Source organism: Thermostilla marina, assembly GCF_054657455.1.
On the sequence record NZ_BAAHYR010000001.1, the window covers coordinates 270,534 to 291,544 of the forward strand.

Consider the following 21,011-nt stretch of genomic DNA (forward strand, 5'->3'; position numbering starts at 1 on the left):
TCGGCGTGCGAAGGCTGCGCGTGGGCGTTCTCGCTGCACCATAGCCCGATCGCGGGATTGCCTTTGGAGGGGGCGAGCGCTACCGTTCTCTGCGGATAACCCCATGTTTTGGCCGTGCGGCCGCATCGTCTCGCAAAGGAGGAATGTTCCCACCATGAAAGCCGCCTACATCGAACGAACCGGACCACCGGAAGTCATCCAGTACGGTGATCTGCCCGACCCGACGCCCGGCGACGATCAAGTGCTCGTCCGTGTCGAAGCCGTATCGCTGAACCCGGTCGACACGTACATTCGCGCGGGCACGATTCCGTTCGACCTGCCGAAGCCGTTCGTCGTGGGTTGCGACTTGGCCGGCACGGTCGAAGCGGTCGGGAAAAACGTCACCCGCTTCAAGCCGGGCGACCGCGTGTGGGGCTCGAATCAAGGACTATTGGGCCGACAAGGCACCTTCTCGGAATTGGCCGCCGTCGACGAGTGCTGGCTCTATCCGATTCCCGAGGGCGTTTCGGCCCAGGATGCCGCGGCCGTCTCGCTGGTGGGCATCACGGCGCACTTGGGGTTGTTCCGCGATGCCCAATTGAAGCCGGGCGAAATCCTGTACGTCCACGGCGGAACCGGCGGTGTCGGGTCTTGCGTGGTCCAAATGGGCAAAGCGGCAGGGGCGGTCGTCGTCACCAGCGCCGGCTCACCCGAAAAAGCCGCCCGCTGCCGTGAATTGGGCGCCGATCACGTCATCCTCTACAAGGAAGAAAACGAAGCCGAAGCGCTCGAACGGATCGCACCCGAGGGCGTCGATGTGTGGTACGAAACCCTGCGCGAGCAAGACTTCGACCTGATCGTGTCGCACCTGCGTCCGCGGGGCAGGATCGTCGTCATGGCCGGCCGCGACGCGCGACCGCCTTTCCCGATCGGCCCGTTCTACGTCAAAGACTGCAAGATGTTCGGCTTCGCCATGTTCAACGCTCCGCCCGAAGAACAAGAGCGCTGCGCCCTCGACATCAACCGCTGGATGGTCGAAGGCAAGCTCAAGCCGATGATCGGCCGCGTAATGAAACTGTCGGAAACGGCTGAAGCCCATCGCCTGCAAGAAGACAACACCCTGAACAAAGCCGGAACCTTGCAGGGCAAGATCGTCCTCGTGCCGTAACCGACGGCACCGAGACTAGGCAACAAACGCTTTCCTCTCCCGCCCCGATCGTCTTGTGGCGTACGAAAGCAGGACGAGCTGGGGTTTTGCGTGCGCCCGGGGCAAAAGTGTGCATGGATCGAACGCAAACCGGTAGTGTTTTCGAACGGGCGGTTGTGCGATTTTATCAATCGGCCGATCCTCCCCGTAACGCTTGATCGGCCGTGGACGCCAAGTATACTCCGCTTGTCCCCTAGTTCACCGGAACCCGTCGCGTCTGCTCATCGCCTTCCTTCGAGGCCGGTTTGCTTCCGGAAACGTGCAGTTTCTATTGTCCGCAATATCAACTACGGAGCAGGGTGTCATGACAGCAAGAGCAGCGGTGTGGAGTACGGCCTTGGCGATGGTGTTGGTCGCACCGTGTTGGGCGGGGCAGGCCGCGATCGAGGGCGAATTGAAGACCTGGCACAAGGTCACGCTTTCGTGGCGGGGACCGCAGGCAAGCGAAACCGGCGATCCGAACCCCTTCGCCGACTACCGGTTGACGGTCACCTTTACCCATCCCGAAAGCGGCACGACGTTGGTCGTTCCCGGCTACTTCGCGGCCGACGGCAAGGCGGCCGATACGTCGGCCGAAGCGGGCAACGTGTGGCGGGCGCATCTTGCGCCGCCCAAGGCCGGACGCTGGACTTACCGCGTCGACTTCCGTACCGGTAAAGACGTCGCCGTCGCCGACGATCCCGAAGCAGGCAAGAGCGCCGGGTTCTTCGACGGGGATACCGGCGAATTCACCATCGCCCCCACCGACAAAACCGGACGCGATCATCGCGCCAAGGGGCTGTTGGAATACGTCGGCAAGCATCATCTGCGGTTCGCAGGAAACGGTGAATGGTTTCTCAAGGCTGGTGCCGACGCACCCGAAAACCTGTTCGCCTACGATGACTTCGACGGGACGCCGAACGTGAACAACCGCCGGAAAAGCTGGCAACCGCACGCAAAAGATTTCGACGCCGCCGACGCCGGCCGGTACACGTGGGCGAACGGAAAAGGCACCGAGCTGTTGGGTGCGATCAAGTATTTGCACGACGAAGGCTTGAACGCCTTTTCGTTCCTGACCTTCAGCCTCGACGGGGACGACGACAACGTCTTCCCGCATCGTTTGGTCGAAGACGAAGCCGCCTACGAGGCGCTCCCCGACAACCGCCGCTGGGAACAAGGCGGTGTCTATCACGACCGTTTCGACGTCTCGAAGCTGGCCCAATGGGAGCGCATCTACGAGTACGGCGACAAGCTCGGCATGTTCCTCCACTTCAAGACGATGGAGACGGAAAACGAGCTGAAGATGGACGGCGGCGACCTGGGCCGCGAACGCAAACTGTATTACCGCGAACTCGTCGCCCGCTTCGGCCATCACCTGGCGTTGAACTGGAACCTGGGCGAAGAAATCAACAACGCGACGACGGCCCAAAAGCAGGCCTGGGCGGCGTATCTCCACGAAATCGACCCCTACAAGCATCACATCGTGATCCACAACGGGGCGCCGCACTACGATCTGATGGGACCGTATGATCCCGAAAAGGGAACCGGTTCCGAGTTGACCGGCTTCTCGCTGCAAACGAACAAGCCCGACTTCGTCAACGTCTTCCCGATGACGCTCAATTACCTTCGGCGTTCCGACGCGGCGGGTAAGCCGTGGGTGGTCGCTTGCGACGAACCGGGCGACGCCAGCCACGCGCTGCGCCCCGCCGGCGACGAAGGCAATAGCTGGGAAGACGGCCGCAAGAACGCCTTGTGGGGCAACCTGATGGCCGGCGGCATGGGCGTCGAGTTCTACTTCGGCTACAAGCACGCGCACTCCGATCTCACCTGCCAAGATTGGCGCAGCCGCGACGGCTTTTGGGACTATTGCCGCTATGCCTTGCAGTTCTTCAAGAACAACGACGTGCCCTTCCAAGACATGGCCAACCATAACGAGCTGGTCGGCGACCAAGCGTGGTGCTTGGCGAAACCGGGCGCGGTATACGTCGTCTATCTGCGTAACGGCGGCACGGCCGAACTCGACTTGAGCGACGCCGAAGGGACGTTTACCGTCCGCTGGTACGACCCGCGTAGCGGCGGGGCGTTGCAAACCGGCGCGGTCGAAAGCGTCCCGGGCGGCAAGAAGGTCGTCCTGGGCAAGGCCCCTCACGACGGCGACCAGGATTGGGTCGTCCTCGTTCGCAAGTGAAAGCACGCTGTTGCCGAAAACGGGATCGCCGGGCACCCTTTCCGGATTCGCCCGGCCGCGTAGAATGAGCTGAAGGATGAATCGGCCGACGTTCGCCGCTGCGGCGGACTCGGCCGATCGTCGTTGACACACGAAGCTCGAGACGGGGGTTGGATGCCATCATGAAGCTGGGGTTCGGACTGTACCGACATCAGTTGACGCGCGAGAACTTTCGCTTTGCCCGCCAATGCGGCGCGACGCACCTGGTGATCCACCTGGTCGATTACTTTCGCAAGCGGCAAGGCTCCGCAGCGGTCGACAATCAGCCGGTCGATACCGGCGACGGGTGGGGCGTGACGGGTGATCCCAACGATCCCGTGTGGTCCCGCGAAAACCTCTGCCGGCTGCAAGAAACGGCCGCCGAAGAAGGCCTGACCATCTACGCGATCGAAAACTTCGATCCGTCGATGTGGCATCACATTCTGCTCGACGGTCCGAAAAAGGAAGAGCAAGCCCGGCGAATCGAACAGTTGTTGCGGGATGCCGCCGCGGCCGGAATCCGCGTATTCGGCTACAACTTCTCGCTGGCGGGGGTGTGCGGACGCACGACGCGACCCGTCGCCCGCGGCAAGGCCGAAACCGTCGTCATCGACGGCCCCGACGATCGGCCCCTGCCGCCGGGGATGGTCTGGAACATGTGGTATTCGCTCGAAGGCGAGGCGGTCGGCACGGCCGAGATCTCGCACGACGAATTGTGGCGACGACTCGAATGGTTCTTGAAGCGTCTGGTTCCCGTCGCCGAGGAGGCGGGCATCCGTCTGGCGGCGCACCCCGACGACCCGCCGTTTCCGCGGCTGCGGAATACGCCCCGGCTGGTCTATCAGCCGCACATGTACCGGCGGCTCTTGGAAATCGTGCCCAGCCCGGCGAACGCCTTGGAGTTCTGCCTGGGAACGCTGGCCGAGATGACCGAAGACGATCTCTACGACATCACCCGCGAATTCGCCGAAGGCGGCCACCTCGCCTACGTCCACTTCCGTAACATTCGCGGCAAAGTGCCGTACTATGAAGAAACCTTCCTCGACGAAGGCGATATCGACATGCCGCGGGTATTGAAGATTCTCGCCGAATGCAACTATGACGGGGTCCTGATCCCCGATCATACGCCGCTGATGACCTGCGACGCGCCCTGGCATGCGGGCATGGCCTACGCCTGCGGCTACATGCAGGCCCTGCTGCAAACGCTCGGTTGAGTACCTCGCCGCTGTTTACCGCATTCCGTACACGACGGTCACGACCGAACGCGGCGGCAGCTCGATCGCGTCGGCCCGCCCTTCCGACGGCGCCAGATCGCGTGCGGCATCGGTCGTATACAGCCGAACGCCGGGAACCGCGCGCGGGGAAGCGACCAAGCCCGTCAGCCGCACCGTATGCGGTTTGCCGGAAAGATTCGTGAGAACGACGACCGTCTCCGGTGGTCGCGCGCGACGATAGGCCGAAGCCAGTACGCCGTTTTCGATCGACTGCGCGGGCGAGACCTCGCAGCCCACGCGGACCATCCCCGGACGCACGAACCGGGAATAGTTTCCCAACGTCCACAACAGCTTGCTGGTGCGGACGGCGCCGTCGCGCTTGAGGCTCTCCACCCGCGGACCCATGCGGCCGGTGTCGCCGCGGGAACCGTCGTCCAAATACACCAGGCCGTCCTTGTAGTCGCACTGGGTGACGGCGGTCCACCATTGCCACGATCGGGCACCGGCCACCGTCAGATCGTTGTGGATGATGCGGGCGACGTAGAGGGCCGTATCCATCGACAAATCACGCCGCGCCCCGCTGGTGATCTCGTCGTTCTTTTCGAGGATGCAGTATTCGCTCATCCAATAGCCGACGGGCGGTCGGAAGGCGTCCAACGCTTCCCGCAGCGCACGGCGCAAGGCCACCTGCCGTTCGAGCGGCCACACGGTGAAGTAGCTATGCCCCGAAAGAATGCGGGCGACGTTCGGCAAGCTACCCAGGTAGTAAGGCGATCGCGGATCGAAAAACGCCTTGGCCTGGTCGTCTCTTTCATTCGACGTGCCGCCGGGGCCCATCCGCTTGAACAGGTATTCGATCGACCCCGCCTCGCCGACGACGATCTTCGTCTCCAACCGTCGCGCCTGCAACTCGTGCGAAAGGGCGCGCGTCAAAGCGCTGATGTCGGCATTCGTGGCGGGCGTGCCTTCTTGCCGACCTTCGTCCCATCCCCACTGCGGTTCGTTCACCGGGCTGACGTAATCGAAGGGCAACCGCCTTCGTGCGAAGTACGCGAGCACCTCGGCAATATAGCGGGCATAGTCGTCGAAACGGTCTGGGGGTAAATTCATCCGCTTCGTGCCGGGATCGGCATAGCCCTTGCCGTTGGCGCTGAGATGCACCGGCGGGGCATTGCAAAAGAGCAAGAACCGCTCGACGCCGCGTTCCTTCGCCAACTGCAAAAAGCGCTGTTGCCCTTCGAGCTTCGACCAGTCGTAGGTGCCGTCGGGATTCAAAAAGCATTCGCCCCGGCGCCACACGTTGCCGATCCCTGAAGCTTCACCCTGTTCGGCCGTTCCCGCCGACAGGTTGAATCGCCACAGCGACAGCCCGATACCCAAGGGGCGGCCTTGGGCGTCCGTCTCACGACTGAAAAGCAAGTCGGCGATGCGGCGTTGCTTTTCTGCGGGCCAGTATTTGCCGACGAACTGAATTCGCCACGCATCCGAGGCGCCGAATCCGTCGATCGGCTGATAAACCGCCCGCGGTTCGACGCGCACTTCGAGCGTCTCACCCGCGCACGCCGCAGTATGCACCGCAACCACGGCGGCGACCAACGATAAAAGCAAAACGGCGGGTCCCTTCACGAGATGTCGACTCCTTGGTTGCGTCGTCAGGCAGGACGATCGCGTGCGGCGATCGGTCGTCACGTGTTCTTGAATTGTAACACCCGGCAACGAATCGACACCGTCGCGGCGAAAGGGGCTCTTCGTATCGCACCGCGTCGCGATTGCAGGCGGCGGGCGCCGACCGTAATCGACGCTACTTCTGCGACGCCGATCCGATCGGGTCCAGCGGAACGGCCGCACGAAGCACGACCGGCCCCAACAGCCCCGACGGCACGACCGGCCATTGCGAGGCGTCCAGCGGATGGTAATCGTGATCGACGATGTTGATGTCGTAGAACTTCTTCCACGCGACGCCGCGTCGATCCAGGTCCCGAATTCGATTCGCCGAAAGGTTCGTGACCTCGATCGTCAATTCATTCTTGCCGTCGTGCACGAGTCCCGTGACCTCGACGCGAAACGGATGCGCGACCGCAACGCCGGCCGGTTTTCCGTCGATCCACACGCGGGCGCTTTCCCGCACGTCGCCGAGATCGAGAAACCAGCTTCGGCCCGACACGTTCTTCAGCTCGACCGCGATCGTGTATCGCGCGGCACCGGCGAAGCGTTCGGCCTCGGGATCGCCGAACTCCGTCCACGAACGCAATGCGTCGGTTTGCTGCGGATGCGGCAACGTGGGGCCGCCTTCGACGAACCGGACGTGCCAACTACCTTCGACGGGAATCGGCGGATCGACGCACCGGACGAGCGGGAACGGCGTTCCCTCGACGCGTCGGTCGGGATATGCCCGCACGATCCGCGTTTCGCCCGGCAACAACTGGAGGAAGATCTCCGTCCGGCCGTCTCGTTCCCGCATCGTGCCGACGCCGGTTTTCCCGTGCATCGGGTCCATGAGGACCGCCGATTGAAACCGATCCCGCAGCGGCACCCACGCATCGACCGTCTCGGCCGAATGATTCGCAATGAAGTACACGACGTGCGTGCGGCAGCGCCGGCGGATGAACTTCAAGCCGTGATCGACCATTGCTTCCCGGCGAACGCCCGCGGCCTGCAACATGGCCTCGAGGTCCGAACCGATGCCGATGCGGCCCTCACCGACCGGGTGCAGCGCGCCGTCGGCGGGGGGAAGCTGCGCCGCCTGTTTTTGCAGCGATTCCCGGCGTGCGGCGTAATCGGCGAAGCCGGGTACATCCTGCGGCGGACGATGCCGAAACAGGACGATCGCCCCGCGGCGGGCAAGGTCCGCCAGGCGGCTCAAGGTCGCCGTTTTCATATAGCGGGCTTCGGGCACGACGATCACGCGATACGTCGCGCCCCCCGGCGTCACGAGCGATTTTCCGTCGCACCGTGTCGATTGCAACTGGGCGTCGGAAACGAAATCGAACGTGAACCCGCGGCGAAGGAACAAACTTGCGAGCTCGCCGCAGGGCGTCCCCTCGATCCAGTCGGGATCGTGCACGGTGAAACGGCGTTCTTTGCCGCCGGGCTCCATCCACAAGTCGTAGATCGGCCAGTAGAGCAGGATGTCATTGTCGCAACGGCCCTGTTGCAAAACGCTCTGGCAGCGGGTGATGTACGCGTTGACGACAGGGAGATCCCGGAAGATCGAATTCCGGCAGTTCGCCTGCGTCGAGGCGTAGAACAACCAACCGGGCCAGGCAGTCCCACGTGGTGCGAAGCAGATTCCGTGGTAATAGATGCCGTTGATCCCGTTCAGCAGCAGGTTGTCGGCCTCGGCCTTGATGTGCGACGGCGCGACGTGGAAATGCTCCCGCAACCACGTGAAGCTTTCCGAGATCACCAACGGCCTGCCCGCGACGTGTGCCGCCGAAGACGCAAAGCGATTCACCAGGTCGCTTTGTCGATCGGGCCGAATCCATCGCGGATCGCGCCGGAAGCCGGGAATATCGAACTTCGTCGCGCCGAAGACTTCCGTCTCGGGAATTCCGGCTGCGGCGTACATGTCCAACAGGTTCGCCGGGGCGCCGTGCGCCTGCACGCGCAACAGGCTGCCCCGCGCCTCGCACCAGGCGACGATCTCCCGAATGCGTTCGATGAGTAGTTCCGAGAGCGTTTCGCGGTAGTCGCACACGATGCGACGGCTTTCGTCGGTCTTGCCCGCTTGGGCCAAGTCTGCGGCGTGATCGTCCAGCCGGTATCCCCGCAAACGGGCAAACGCGTCGAGGAACTCGGCGCACCAGTTTCCGGGATTCTCGAACGAATCGTAGTAGAACGCCCGGGGCGAAAGGCCCTCGCCTTCTGCGAACCGCTGCGCCAACCAGTCGAAATGATAGGCCACCGCCGATTGCGAATACGGATTGACGGCCAGGCCCTCGCCGCCGGGACCGGCGCGCTTGACCTTGGCGGCAACCGGACGGGCGACGATGCGGCCGTCTTCGACAGTGAACGTCTGCTCGCCGAACGCCGGCGTGATGTGCGGACCGCCGAGACGCCAACCCGAGCCGGGCGTCAGGTCGATGTTCATCCCCAACCGGTTCGCCTCGCGGACCGCGTGATTGAACAGGGCGAACCAGCGGCGACTGAAAATGTCGACGAAACGATCCTCTTCGCCCCGCACCCCGTAAATGCCGATCACGCCCAAGTTGCCCCAACCGGCGCGGCGATAGGTTTCGAGGTTCCAGGTGAGATCCTGTTCGGAGACGGCGTTTCCCGGCCACCACCAGTAGGCGCCCGGTCGCGCTTCGGCGGTTGCAGGCGGCCACTCGAGCGGCCCGTCGCCTTCCGCGGTCTGAAGAAACGCCTCGGGGAGCGTCCAGTCGGGTGTGTCGGCGATGATCCGGCCGGCCGTCTCTTCGGCCCCGAGCACACTCGCCCACCAAACTCCGACGAGCACCGCACCCCACAGAACACACAAACGCCCAAACATCATGGGTTCGCCTCGCTTCCTGCCGTTCACCAAGGGCAATCGTCACTCTTCTTTTCGAAGCCGGACGATCCGGCACCGTATCCCGGCATCGAAAGAACTCGACGCGTCGTACCCTCGCGATGGGGCGCGCATCGGTGTGCGACGCGGTACGAAACGTGCCCGTCGCCGGCCCATCCCCCGTCTTATCGTGCGGCTGCGATTATAGCATCGCCCGGCGGTCGTCGGAAACGATCGCTTCCCCCCGCTGCATTGCTTGTTCTCGACCGCACGGTTCGCGCGCTTTGCAAGGGTGCTACCGGCATCACACGCTCTCGGGTATAAAATGGAGCGTTCCCGCCCCTCGAAAGGATCTTCGTTCGGTCCGCACCGTTACGTAACCCAGTCGGCAACGTCTTTACTCGGCGTCTTTCCGCGAAAACGCAAAACAATTATGTCGTTTTGCCGCGGCCGAACAACTTTGCTACGCGCATCGGAACACTCGGAGGCCTCGCATGCTGTCGCGCCTTGTGTCGATTCTATTGGCGATTGCGTTTTTCTTCGTCGGAGCTTTTCCGATTCAAGCGGAGGGCATCACGCTCACGCCGGAACAAGAATCCCTCTTGGCATCGGCCGGCGAAAAAGCCGCCCGTCTGAAAGCCTACGTCGATTCCCGGCCTACAATGACCTACAACAAGCGGTTGGCCCTCACCGCCCTGCTGACGGCCGAATACACGTTCGTTTATCTCGAACAAGATATTGCGGGCAAAAGCAAAATCGACGAAGCGATCACCGATCAGACGAACGACGAATGGGAGCGTGAAATCGATCACGGTTGGTTGGCGAATTATCCCCAAGGATGTCTGGAGCATCTGCACCGCGTGTTGGACGAAACGCTTGCGGCAATCGCCGATCCCGCCGGTGATCGCGGTGAGGTGTTCGATCCGATCGCCGCCGAAATGGATCGAGCCGTGCCGCACGGGAACCACGTGCGCTTGGGCGATCGGCCCGTCTTTCCCTACGGCATGTGCTTTTTTACCAGCCCCAAGGCGGTCGATGCGAAGTACGGTGATCGGTCGTGCAAGATCTTCGACGTGATGGGCGGTACGGCGGCCGTACCGGGCAACTTGCAGCCCAGCACCTCGCACACACTGAATCCGGCCAAGACCCGTGATGTTGCCGAGCGCATACAACGCGCCGACGCACTCGACCTGTTCTTCTCGCCGTGGATCGGCCAAAAGGGAACCGGCTGGATCGGCAAACAATTCCCCGAGTTCCTCGTCTCCCGCACGATGATCGAGTACGACATTTCCCATCCGGCCGGTATGGCGCTGGTCGAGGGCTTCTTTTACGGACTCGGCAGGGCGCACGCCGCCGCGAACACCGGCGGAATTCCCCGCGTCTACATCATGTTCAACGAGCCGCACTACTCGATCGAAAAAGACAGTTGGAACGGCGCCCCGATCTCACCGTCGGGAATGGATCAATTCCGCGACTGGCTTCAGGCGAAATACGGCACCATCGACAAACTGAACGCGTCGTGGAATTCCGACTGGAAGGCGTTCTCTCAAGTCGAGATCGACACACCGATCGATACCGCCTTACGCGGCACACCCGTTTGGTACGACGCAATGCGGTTCAACATGGACCGCTTCACGGATTTCTTCCGCACCGAGCGCGACATGATCCGCGCGGGCGATCCCGGCGCGCTGACGACCATCAAGCTGATGGGGCATTGTTTCTGGGGCGACGGACGAAACCACGGACTGGATCACGAGGCGCTGTGTCACATTCAGGACGTGTTGGGCGCCGATCTGACGTTCAAGAGCTACCTGGCCGAACCGCCCTGGCGACGCAAGAAGATGGATCCTCGCTACATCGACTCGAACTGGGCGGGACAGGCCATGTTCTACGCGTTTTGTCGGTCGATCTGTCCCGACAAGGCGTTTTTCGACAGCGAATTTCACGGACTGCCCTCGGCCTTGGACGCCCATCCCACAAAGCCCGAAGAATGGGTACGCTCGGGGCTGTGGGCGATGCACATCGCGGGAGTCGACATCGTCAATGCGTGGTGCTACCTGCGCGACGCCGAAGGCCGCGTCAATCCGAACTGGGAATTGCACTCCGAATTCTCGAACGATCCGGCCGCCTTGTTCACCTTCGCCAAGACGATGCACGAGATCAACGACCTGGCAGGCTTAGTCGTGGCATTTCAAAACATCGAACCCGACGTGTACCTGTACTACAGCGAAGACTCGGCCATCCAAGACCCCGAATACATGCCGCGCATGTTGAACGCCTACACGACACTGTACTACAACGGCATCGAGTCGGGCTTCGTTACGGCAAACATGCTGCGCGAGGGATTCCGGCCGCAAGGCCTCCTCATCGTCCCGCAACCGACGTTTCTTTCGGACGACGAAGCAGCCGTCCTCCTGCGGGCGATGCGGTCGGTCGACACGATCTATTTGGGCGGCGATCCGGGTGAACACGATGCAGAAGGCCACCCCCGCACCCAGCCGCCGACACTGCCCCAATCGGTCGTGCGGCAAGAATCGCTCGATCTCGCGCCGGTCCGGGCGCTGCCGTCGGTGCGGGCGAAGACGGCCGTAACGGTCGAAGCCGAATCCGACGTGCCGGGCTTGCTCCGGCGAAGTGTGCGCTATCACGACAGGGAATACATCTTCTGCCTGAACATGCTGAGCGTGCCTGCCGTGGTGACGGTGCACGCCGCGTCGATCCGTGAGTTCACCGACGGCCGCGTGGTCCCTTGTGCGACGCGATTCGAACTTCGGCCCGGCTGCATGAAACTGCTGCGGGTCGACTGAAAACCCCTCCCGTGGAAGGGGATAGACCGACTCGGTGACACAGCTCGGCGGCGCGGCTCGAGGCTCGCGTTCTCGCGTTTCCGATCGTTTCTTGACTGGTTTTTCGGCCCGTCGTCAATCTGCGCAAGACACATGCGATGATGCGCGAGATACACAGGACAGCCATTTTTAGGGAGATGCACAATCAAGGAGAACAAAATCGCATATTGCGAATGTCTTGAATTCTTCGACAGTCCGGTTCGATACAGACCGCAGGACCCGTACTTTCGGAATCCTCTGTATTTTCGTTCCGCAAGGAAGCGGTGACGGGAGTTTCGAAGGGTAACCTGCAAGCCCGGAAACGGCCGACCGGGCAATCCGGCGGCGGATGATGTTAAGGAGGACGCGTCCGGTATGACCCGCATCAACACAAACGTCAGTTCACTCAACGCGCAGAAGACGCTTGCCCGATCCAACGCCCAGTTGCAACAGGCCCTGACGCGGCTGAGTACCGGTCTGCGGATCAACGTCGGCAAGGACGACCCGGCCGGTTTGATCGCCAGCGAGGTCTTGCGGAGCGACATCGTCAGCATCGAGCGTGCGATCACCAACAGTGAGCGCGCCAGCCAGATGATCGCCACCGCCGACAGCGCCTTGGGCGAAGTGAGCAATCTGCTCAACGACATTCGGGGACTGGTTTCCGAGGCGGCCAACACCGGGGCCATGAGCGCCGAGCAGATCGCCGCCAACCAGTTGCAGCTCGACTCGTCGCTGGAGGCCATCGACCGCATCGCCCAAGTCACCCAGTTCCAAGGCCGGCGGCTGTTGGACGGTTCGCTCGACTTCGTGACCGCCGACGTCGACAACACCGTCCTCACCGACTTGCAGATCGACCAGGCGAACTTCGGCACGAACAACGAGATCGGCGTGAATGTGAACGTCGTCCACCAGGCCACTCGCGCCGAACTTTTCTACGACAAGGGTGCCGTCGCCGACGACGTCGTCCTCGAAATCGGCGGGAAGAACGGCTTCGAGGCATTCAGTTTCGCCGCGGGCAGTACGGTCGAAGACATGGCCCAGGCGATCAACCTCGTCTCCGATGCGATCGGCGTCGTGGCCGAAGTCCAGCAAGAAGCCACCCAAGGATCGATCGTCGCCTCGAGCTTCGGCGCCGAAAACGACATCACGATCACCGCCAACCAGGCCGGTGAAGAGGCCGGCGACATCCGCGTCAAGTACGTGAAAGGTTCCAGCGCAAGCACGACGGCGACTTTCACGCCCGCCACGGGAACGAACCCGTCCCTGTTGGAAGTGCAACTCGGCACGCAGCAATGGGTCAGGGCGGCCGGTGAAGTCGACGACCCGGGCGACGTGAACAACGCCATCCGCATCGAGGCCGATATTGCCGGTGAAGAGTTCAACGGCGTGACCATCAACGTCACCGACACCGGTGGTGCGATCAGCCTGTCGTACGACCACGACACGAAGACGTTGAACATCGGAATCAACGACGGGGTGACGACCGCCGCCGCCTTGGTGGCCGCGATCAACTCCGATGCGCGGGTATCTTCGTTGTTTACAGCCTCGAACGTCGGCGAGTCGGACGGCTCCGGCGTGCTCACCGTGGCCGGAATGAACGGGGCCGGATTCACGACCTCCGGCGGTGTGGACGGGGGTGACGTGATCGCCACCGCCAACGACGTCGTCGCCGCCATCAATTCGGCCGCCGGTACCTATGTGACCGCCGCCTTGGCGAACGACAACAACGGTTACGGCACGGTCGGCGAGTTCCAGGAATACGCCTATTACGGCGACGCCGAGGCGAACAACCGCCTGCAATTCCTCGGGCCGCAAGGTTCCAAGAACATTCGCTTCGTCTCGAACCCCGGCGAGTCGCTGAGCGTCGATCTGGCGACCGACCCCGAGGTCACGGCCTTCTCGTCGGCCACGATCCAGGGCGTGAACGCGAACAGCACGATCGAGATTCGCGCCCGTTCGAAAGGCTCCGAATACGACGACGTCCAAATCGTCTTCAACGACGACACGTCGAATACCGTCGTATGGGACAAAGAGAACAAAACGCTCACCTTCAACATCGACATCACCGGCGGTATCACGGCCGATCAGGTGGTGAACCTGTTGAACAACGACGACTACGCCGGGAAATACTTCCGAGCCGACAACTACGGCACCAGCGACGGGTCGGGCAACATCCACGCAAGTATGACCGGCACCGTGGCGACGACCTCCGGCGGCGTGACCAGCGAAGGCACGATCATCGTCCATCTCGAAACGACCGCCGACGGCGTGGTCACGACCACCGCCCAGGACCTGATCGACTATTTCGACGATCCGGCGAACGCGGCGACCTTGCAAGACTTGGGCATCAGCGTGAGCAATGCGGAAGGGAGCGACGGTAGCGGTTTGCTCGCCCCCACCACCGACGACCTCGTCTTCGCCACCTCGGGCACGCAGCTCGAAGACGCCCAGGCCTCGGGTACGACCTTCGCCGTCAACGGTATCAACGCCCGCGTCAAACTGACGGCCATCGAACCGGGCACCGACTACGACGGCGTACAACTGGTGTTCGAAGATACCGTCACCGCCGGTAACGAAACGGTCGACTGGGACGCCGCCACCAAGACGTTGACCATCGGCATCGAAGACGGCGTAACGACCGCCGACCAGGTCATCGCCGCCATCAATGCCGATTCGGTGGCGAGCGCGTTGTTCTTGGCCGAACGCGGAGCAGGAGGCGACGGCTCGGGCGCGGTCACCATCTCCGACGTCGCCACCTTGAGCGGCGGACAGGTCGACAACGGATCGGTCCAAGGCGCCGCCTTGCTCGGCAACTCCGACGCCGCCACCACCGGTTTGACCTTCAAGGCCGTCGAATACGGCTCGGATGCCTTCGTCTCCGTCCAGGCCCTCAACGGCACCACCTTCGACGTGACCGACGCCGAAGGCAACGTCTCCACCCGCGTCGCCGGACGCGACATCGACGTCCTCATCAACGGTATCCAAGCCGTCGGAAAAGGCCTGAACGCCTCGATCAACACCTCGGCCTTGGACCTGTCGTTCACGGTCTCCGAAACGCTGACCGACGGGCAGACGACCAGCTTCCGCATCGTCGGCGGCGGTGCCCGCTTCCAACTCGGACCCGACGTCGTCTCGAACCAGCAGGCCAGCTTGGGCATCCAAAGCGTGAACACCGCCAAGTTGGGCGGCGTTTCGGGCCGATTGTTCGAGTTGCGGTCCGGCGGATCGAAGTCGTTGACCAACGACGTCAGCGGTGCCGCGGCCGTCGTCGAAGAGGTCATCACCCAAATCACCACCCTGCGAGGTCGGTTGGGGGCGTTCCAACGCACCACCTTGGAGACGAACATCAAGTCGCTCAACGACGCCTTGGAAAACCTCACCCAGGCCGAGAGCGCCATCCGCGATGCCGACTTCGCGGCCGAAAGCGCCGCGTTGACGCGGGCGCAGATTCTCGTCCAGTCGGGTGTTTCCGTCCTGTCGATCGCCAACAACAATCCGCAAGCCGTGTTGTCGCTGTTGCGAGGTTAAGACCCGCCTCTCGCCGGCACGGCAGCACACGGCGATCCATTGGGCGTTGCATGAACCGAGCCGTTCGATGCTGCGACGTCGAACGGCTCCGGTCGTATGGGTTCTGCACGATGTGCCGATTCGGTGCGTCGACCGGCGCGTAAGAGCGGTCGAAACCTCCCGGCGCGCGTCCTACGGCGGGCGCAACCCCCTCGGAAAGCCGGGTTCCGCCCGAACGGTCTATGAAACCGCTAAATTTTCTCACTTTCCCACGTCGATCCAATTGGTAGGGGAACGTGCGCTGTGAACAAACTCCAACGGTGACCCGAAGCCATGGGACGAATCCAAACCGATGTCGGCTTGATGACCGGTGTCCCCATCACCGACACCGTCGACAAGTTGATGGCGATCAACGCGCGCCCGCGCGACAACTTGGTCGAGGCCACCAAGGAGATCGACGCCGAGCGGACGGCGATCACCGAGCTTTCCGCCTTGCTGGTGGCCGTCCAATTCGTCGGAAAGAACCTCGGTAAAGAGGATCTTTTCGAGGCCATGGCCGCTTCGACCAGCAACGAATCGGTCATGACCGCCAGTGTGACCGGCAACCCGATCGCCGGAACCTACCAGTTCACGCCGCTGCAAACCGTCCAATCGCAGCAATGGCTTTCGGAAGGCGTTCGGTCCGATCATGATCCGTTGGGGGCCGGCAGCATCACGTTCCGCTTCGGACCGCACGTCGAGCGCGCCGTGTCGCTCGACACGATCAACGGGGGAAACGGCTTCCAACGCGGCGCGATCCGCATCACCGACCGTAGCGGTGCTTCGGCCGAAATCGACCTCACCGCCGCGCAGACGATCGAAGACGTCGTCCACGCGATTTCGTCCGACAGCCGCATCAACGTCACCGCCGTCAGCGAGGGCGACCACATCCGGCTGATCGACAACACCGGCTCCGCCGTGACCAACCTGCGCGTGCAAGAGGTCAACGGCGGTTCGACGGCGGCCTCGCTCGGGTTGGCCGGAATCGACGTCGCTTCGTCGATCGCCGACGGCGCCGACATCCTCTACCTGACCGAAGAAACCGAGTTGTCGTATCTCAACGAGAACCTCGGCGTCGGGTTCAGCGACACGCTCCCCGACATCGAATACACCCTCCGCGACGGCACGACCGGCGTCATCGACTTCGCCAAGATCATCCCCAACTCGAACGACAACGAGTGGGAATTGACGATCGGCGACGTGCTCACCACGATCAACGAAACCGCGCCGGGCAAGTTGCAGGCCGAGATCGCTCCCGACGGCAAGCGCCTGATCATCCGCGACCTGACCACCGGCAGCGGCGAATTCAAGCTCGAATCGCTGTACGATTCGACCGCCCTGCACGACTTGGGACTGGACCAGGCCGCGGTCGACGGGGTCATCGAGGGCGGACGCCTCTTCGGCGGTCTCCAATCGGCCCTCCTTTCGCGACTCGACGGCGGAAACGGCATCGGCGATCTCGGATCGCTCTCGCTCACCGACCGGGCCGGCAACACGGCTGTTGTCGATTTGTCGAACGCCGAAACGCTTCAAGACGTCGTCCGCTCGATCAATGCGGCAGGCATCGGCATCGAAGCCCGCGTGAACGACGCACGCAACGGGTTGCTCATCACCGATACTTCGGGCGGAACGGGCAACCTTACGATCGCCTCGGCCGACGACAAACAATCGGCCGAAAAACTCCACATCGCCTTCGACGACGCAAAATCGAGCGTCAACAGCGGCGATTTGCACCTGCAAATCGTCTCGATGAACACGAAACTCAGCGAGTGGAACGGCGGCCAAGGCGTCGCCCGCGGCAAGTTCACGATCACCGACAGCGCCGGCAAACAGGGCATCGTCGATCTCTCCGGCGGCGACATCCAAACGATCGGCGACGTCATCAAGGCGATCAACCGTTCGTCGGCCAAGGTCTACGCCTCGCTCAACGCGACCGGCGACGGCATCATGATCCGCGACCTGGCAGGCAAAGACGGCCTGCTTTCCATCCGTGACAACGATTCGACCACCGCGTCCGATCTGCTGCTCACCCGCAAGGCCGAAACCCGCGACTTCGCCGGCGAAGAAGCCCAAGTGATCGACGGCTCGGCGACCTTCAAGGTCGAATTGACCGACGAAGACACGCTCGAAACGCTGCGGGTGCGCATCAACGCGATGGACGCCGGCGTGTATGCCTCGACGTTCATCGACGGATCGAGCCGCCCCTTCCGCCTCTCGTTGACCAGCACGCAGGCGGGCAAACGCGGCGAGCTGGTCATCGACACTTCGAACTTCGCCCTCGACATGCAAGAGACCGTCGAAGGACGCGACGCCCTGCTATTGCTGGGCCAACCGGGCCGCCCCGGCGGTACGCTCATCTCGAGCGCGACGAACCGCTTCGACGGGGTGATCTCGGGCGTGCGGCTGGAAGTCAAGCAGCCCTCGAGCTATCCCGTGACCGTCGAAGTCAAGACGACCGATTCCGATCTGGTCGCCACGGTAAAGACCTTCGTCGACAACTACAACAAGTTCCACGACCGGCTCAAAGAGCTGACCTATTACGACCCCGAAACGAACAAGGGCGAAGTCCTGGCAAACGACCCGACCGCCATCCGCGTCGAAAGCGACCTGCAATACCTGTTGACCGGCCGCTTCGTCGGTGCCGGTTCCGTCCAATCGTTGGGTGAGCTGGGCATCACCTTCTCGCAAGACGGCCAGATGCAGTTCGACGAGACACGGTTTCGCAATCGCTACCAAGACGATCCCGAAGGCGTCAAGAACTTCTTCCTCGACGAAGATTTCGGCTTCGCCAAGAAGTTCGATCAACTCGCCGAGCAATTGGTGGGGCAAGACGTCTCCCTGTTGGCCCAACGATTCATCGCCCTCACCCGCAAGTACGAATCGAACAATCAAAAAATCGAAGATTGGAACGAACGACTCGACGCGCAGCGCGAACGCTTGTTGCTCGAGTTCTATCGGATGGATATCGCCATCGGAAAAATGATGACGAACCTGAATGCGCTCTCGGCGATTCGCCCGATAACCTACGATACCGGCGGAAACGATAACTCATAGTCCAGGAGGATGCCGCCGCGGACGCGCCCGCATGCCGCTCCGCAGGCGACATCGCACGACGACCCGATTTCACCGTGACGACGGTTTGCACCATGGAGAAAGGAGGTTCCGGCCGAATGCCCGCTTCGGTTCGCGACAACTATCTTGAGGCCGAAATTCTGACCGCCAGCCCGCAAAAACTGCACCTGATGCTCATCGAAGGGGCGATTCGTTTCATCGAACGTACCCGCATCGCGTGGCAGGAAGAGAACTGGGATGTCGGCTGCGAAACGTTGATCCGCTCGCAGCAGATCATCGCCGAGATTCTCGCCGGGCTGAACCCGAACACCGGCGGCGACCTGCCCAAGAAGGTGGCGGCCCTTTACATTTGGATGTACCGCACCCTGATCGAGGCCGGTGCCTCGCGCGATCAGGACAAGCTGCGTGAGGTCGTCCGCGTGCTCGAAATCGAACGCGAGACATGGCGGCAACTGTGCGAACAGCTCGGCGACACGCGTCCCGAAGCGGCCGTCGACGAAGCCGAGATTGCCGAAACGCGCCCGGCCGACCAGGCGCCGGCGGCCCCGCCGCTCGACGTTCCTCCCACCCTCGACGAGTACGCCGGCGGCTTTTCGCTCGATGCCTGACGTCCGCCGCGAGGGCGGCCCTCGCACCCTCCCCGCCGAGTATGTTTTCGCGGCAGCATGCCACCCTGTTACGCCCGCCGATGCGCGTGCCCGGCGCGCATGACGCCGTCGCGGCGCTGTGACGACGCCGCAGAAGAAGAGGGCCGCCGAAATAGGCTGTTCACCCTACGCGCAGGCCCTGCGGCAAGGGCGGCAGCGAGGCGATGTACTCGGCGTATTGACGGTCGAGTTCGTCGAAGCGCGTGCCGCAGTAGCGGGCGAGCGTCTCGGGTACGTCCCTTCCGGCGTATACGTCGTTCAAATACAACGCCACCGCGTCCCGGTACTTGCCCCCGTCGTAGTGCATCAAGAAGTGCGTCAATCCCGCGGCCTGTGAGTAGAGGACCGCGATCCGCTCGTCCGTCTGGAACTGCTGCATCGTCATCCGGCAGAAGTCGGCCAGCGGAATGTAGAACCGGTCGACCTGGTAGCGGTACTGCGCGGCGATCATGCGGTTGTTGCGCGGATCCCCCAGCACGTAGAAGGGCCCTTGCTCTTTGAGCGTCTCCATGTACATGGCGACGCCCTCGATGATCCAAAAATTCCCCCGCCGCCCGATCGTGTTCGCCGGCTTGCGCATCTCAGAGAACAGCTGATGCGTCGCCTCGTGGAAAAGCGTCGTGCGGTCGGCCGAGTCGCGATCGTAAAAATACGCCGTGCGGGTTTCACCCACGTAAATACCGACCGACACCTCGATCTGCGGAAAGCGCGGCCGCAACGCCTGCACGTACTCGTCCCGCGAACGGTAATAGATCACCTGGTGCCGAACCGCGGCAGTGCGACGCGGTAAGCGACCCTCGAACATGGCGGCCACTTGGGCCCGAGTGGCGTAGAAACCCACGAACAATTGGCTCCACACCTGGTAGAGCTTTTCGAGCTGCTTGGCCAGTCGGGCGGCCGCCTCGAGCGACACGTTCGTCAGCACGTGATAATGCTCGGTCTCGACGACCCAACCGTTGCGGATGTCGCTGCGCAAGCGGGCTTCGTCCTCGGCCGAAACCCACTGTCGCCCGACCCGCCTTTGCCCCTGTTCGTACAGGTTGAGGTAGCTTTTCGGGATCCAGCCGAAGCGGTCGTCCCACACCTCGCCTTGGCGGCTCTTTTGGGCCTCGAAGGCCGTCTTCCAGTCGTCGCCGTAGCGGGTGTAGCCCAACAACCGACGGATCGCCGAGTGGTCGGGGTTCTCGTGGACGGCCGCCAGCGTCAGGTTCAGCGCCAAGGCCATCCGGCCCTGCTTGGCCGCCGATTGGGCAAGCGTGAACAGCTTGTCGGCCTGATCGCGCCGTAACGACATCCACTTGCGGAACCACTCCCGAACCGGATCCGAAGGGTTCTCCGGCGGCTTTGGATTCGTGTTCCGATCCAAGGCCGTCAGGTAGATGTGCTCAGGATCGTAGGGCTGCACATTCTCGAGGACGCGACGGGCCTCGTCCTCCAGCCCGTTTTCCCGACACCAAGCCACCAGCGCGTCGAGCTTGTGTCGATACTCGGCGAACGCGCGGGCGACGGCGTCGTCCAGGGGTGCGGCCTCGAGTTCGCGACATTGCACCGGCGCCAGCGACGCCAGCGCACCCCCGGCCAAGGCGGCCAACAGCCGCCGCCGGTCGAATCGAATGGTCGATGGCGGCCTCGTCTTGCCGAAAGGTGTCATCTTTTCTCGTTTTCTCGGCCGTGTCCGGCAGTTCACGTCGGGTGGGAGATACCGGTTCTTCCTTGTAGTGTACCACGCCGCACGCCGCGGCGGGGGCTCGAAAATCCCGGCATGGCCCCTGGGGACGGTCCGTCTGAAACGAAAAGGGACACCGTGCACGCTGTACCGCGGCATTTCCGGCGGCGGGCCGGTGCTG

Annotated in this window: 10 protein-coding genes; 7 read left to right on the forward strand and 3 right to left on the reverse strand. The window is 62.8% G+C overall.

Going from position 1 to position 21,011, the window contains the following annotated elements:
* The first annotated feature begins 154 nt into the window (after positions 1–154).
* From ACYQ2I_RS00980 to ACYQ2I_RS00990, 3 genes are all read left to right on the forward strand, one after another.
* On the forward strand, positions 155–1,147 hold the full coding sequence (locus ACYQ2I_RS00980) for an NADPH:quinone reductase (protein WP_460165114.1): 993 nt from the start codon (positions 155–157) through the stop codon (positions 1,145–1,147).
* A 343-nt stretch (positions 1,148–1,490) separates the two neighbouring features.
* On the forward strand, positions 1,491–3,353 hold the full coding sequence (locus tag ACYQ2I_RS00985; protein WP_460165115.1) for a DUF5060 domain-containing protein: 1,863 nt from the start codon (positions 1,491–1,493) through the stop codon (positions 3,351–3,353).
* A 161-nt stretch (positions 3,354–3,514) separates the two neighbouring features.
* The gene (locus ACYQ2I_RS00990; protein WP_460165116.1) at positions 3,515–4,585 is read left to right on the forward strand and encodes a mannonate dehydratase; all 1,071 of its coding nucleotides are present in this window, start codon (positions 3,515–3,517) and stop codon (positions 4,583–4,585) included.
* A 15-nt stretch (positions 4,586–4,600) separates the two neighbouring features.
* Here the strand turns inward: ACYQ2I_RS00990 and ACYQ2I_RS00995 are convergent, their stop codons facing one another.
* Positions 4,601–6,211: a glycoside hydrolase gene (locus ACYQ2I_RS00995; RefSeq protein WP_460165117.1), complete on the reverse strand. Its 1,611-nt coding sequence runs from the start codon at positions 6,209–6,211 to the stop codon at positions 4,601–4,603.
* Positions 6,212–6,386: 175 nt separating this feature from the next.
* Positions 6,387–9,080 carry a glycosyl hydrolase gene (locus tag ACYQ2I_RS01000; protein ID WP_460165118.1) on the reverse strand — a complete coding sequence of 898 codons (2,694 nt, stop codon included), beginning with the start codon at positions 9,078–9,080 and terminating at the stop codon, positions 6,387–6,389.
* A 488-nt stretch (positions 9,081–9,568) separates the two neighbouring features.
* Here ACYQ2I_RS01000 and ACYQ2I_RS01005 point away from each other — a divergent pair, with 488 nt between their 5' ends.
* From ACYQ2I_RS01005 to fliS, 4 genes are all read left to right on the forward strand, one after another.
* Entirely contained in the window at positions 9,569–11,881 is a 2,313-nt protein-coding gene (locus ACYQ2I_RS01005; protein ID WP_460165119.1) for a beta-galactosidase, read from the forward strand.
* A gap of 393 nt (positions 11,882–12,274) precedes the next feature.
* Positions 12,275–15,427, forward strand: coding sequence for a flagellin N-terminal helical domain-containing protein (locus ACYQ2I_RS01010; protein ID WP_460165120.1), 3,153 nt, complete (start codon positions 12,275–12,277; stop codon positions 15,425–15,427).
* A gap of 312 nt (positions 15,428–15,739) precedes the next feature.
* On the forward strand, positions 15,740–18,499 hold the full coding sequence (fliD, locus tag ACYQ2I_RS01015) for a flagellar filament capping protein FliD (RefSeq protein ID WP_460165121.1): 2,760 nt from the start codon (positions 15,740–15,742) through the stop codon (positions 18,497–18,499).
* A gap of 116 nt (positions 18,500–18,615) precedes the next feature.
* Complete coding sequence (gene fliS / locus ACYQ2I_RS01020; RefSeq protein ID WP_460165122.1) at positions 18,616–19,125, forward strand: flagellar export chaperone FliS; 510 nt, start codon at positions 18,616–18,618, stop codon at positions 19,123–19,125.
* Positions 19,126–19,285: 160 nt separating this feature from the next.
* On the opposite strand, the gene ACYQ2I_RS01025 is transcribed toward fliS, so the two are convergent.
* Positions 19,286–20,815, reverse strand: coding sequence for a hypothetical protein (locus ACYQ2I_RS01025; RefSeq protein ID WP_460165123.1), 1,530 nt, complete (start codon positions 20,813–20,815; stop codon positions 19,286–19,288).
* Positions 20,816–21,011 lie beyond the last annotated feature (196 nt).

What these genes read in the sequence shown, in the direction of transcription:
- ACYQ2I_RS00980 (WP_460165114.1), top strand. Translation starts at nt 155, where the DNA reads ATGAAAGCCGCCTACATCGAACGAACCGGACCACCGGAAGTCATCCAG.
- ACYQ2I_RS00985 (WP_460165115.1), top strand. Translation starts at nt 1,491, where the DNA reads ATGACAGCAAGAGCAGCGGTGTGGAGTACGGCCTTGGCGATGGTGTTG.
- ACYQ2I_RS00990 (WP_460165116.1), top strand. Translation starts at nt 3,515, where the DNA reads ATGAAGCTGGGGTTCGGACTGTACCGACATCAGTTGACGCGCGAGAAC.
- ACYQ2I_RS01000 (WP_460165118.1), bottom strand. Translation starts at nt 9,080, where the DNA reads ATGATGTTTGGGCGTTTGTGTGTTCTGTGGGGTGCGGTGCTCGTCGGA.
- ACYQ2I_RS01005 (WP_460165119.1), top strand. Translation starts at nt 9,569, where the DNA reads ATGCTGTCGCGCCTTGTGTCGATTCTATTGGCGATTGCGTTTTTCTTC.
- ACYQ2I_RS01010 (WP_460165120.1), top strand. Translation starts at nt 12,275, where the DNA reads ATGACCCGCATCAACACAAACGTCAGTTCACTCAACGCGCAGAAGACG.
- fliD (WP_460165121.1), top strand. Translation starts at nt 15,740, where the DNA reads ATGGGACGAATCCAAACCGATGTCGGCTTGATGACCGGTGTCCCCATC.
- fliS (WP_460165122.1), top strand. Translation starts at nt 18,616, where the DNA reads ATGCCCGCTTCGGTTCGCGACAACTATCTTGAGGCCGAAATTCTGACC.
- ACYQ2I_RS01025 (WP_460165123.1), bottom strand. Translation starts at nt 20,815, where the DNA reads ATGACACCTTTCGGCAAGACGAGGCCGCCATCGACCATTCGATTCGAC.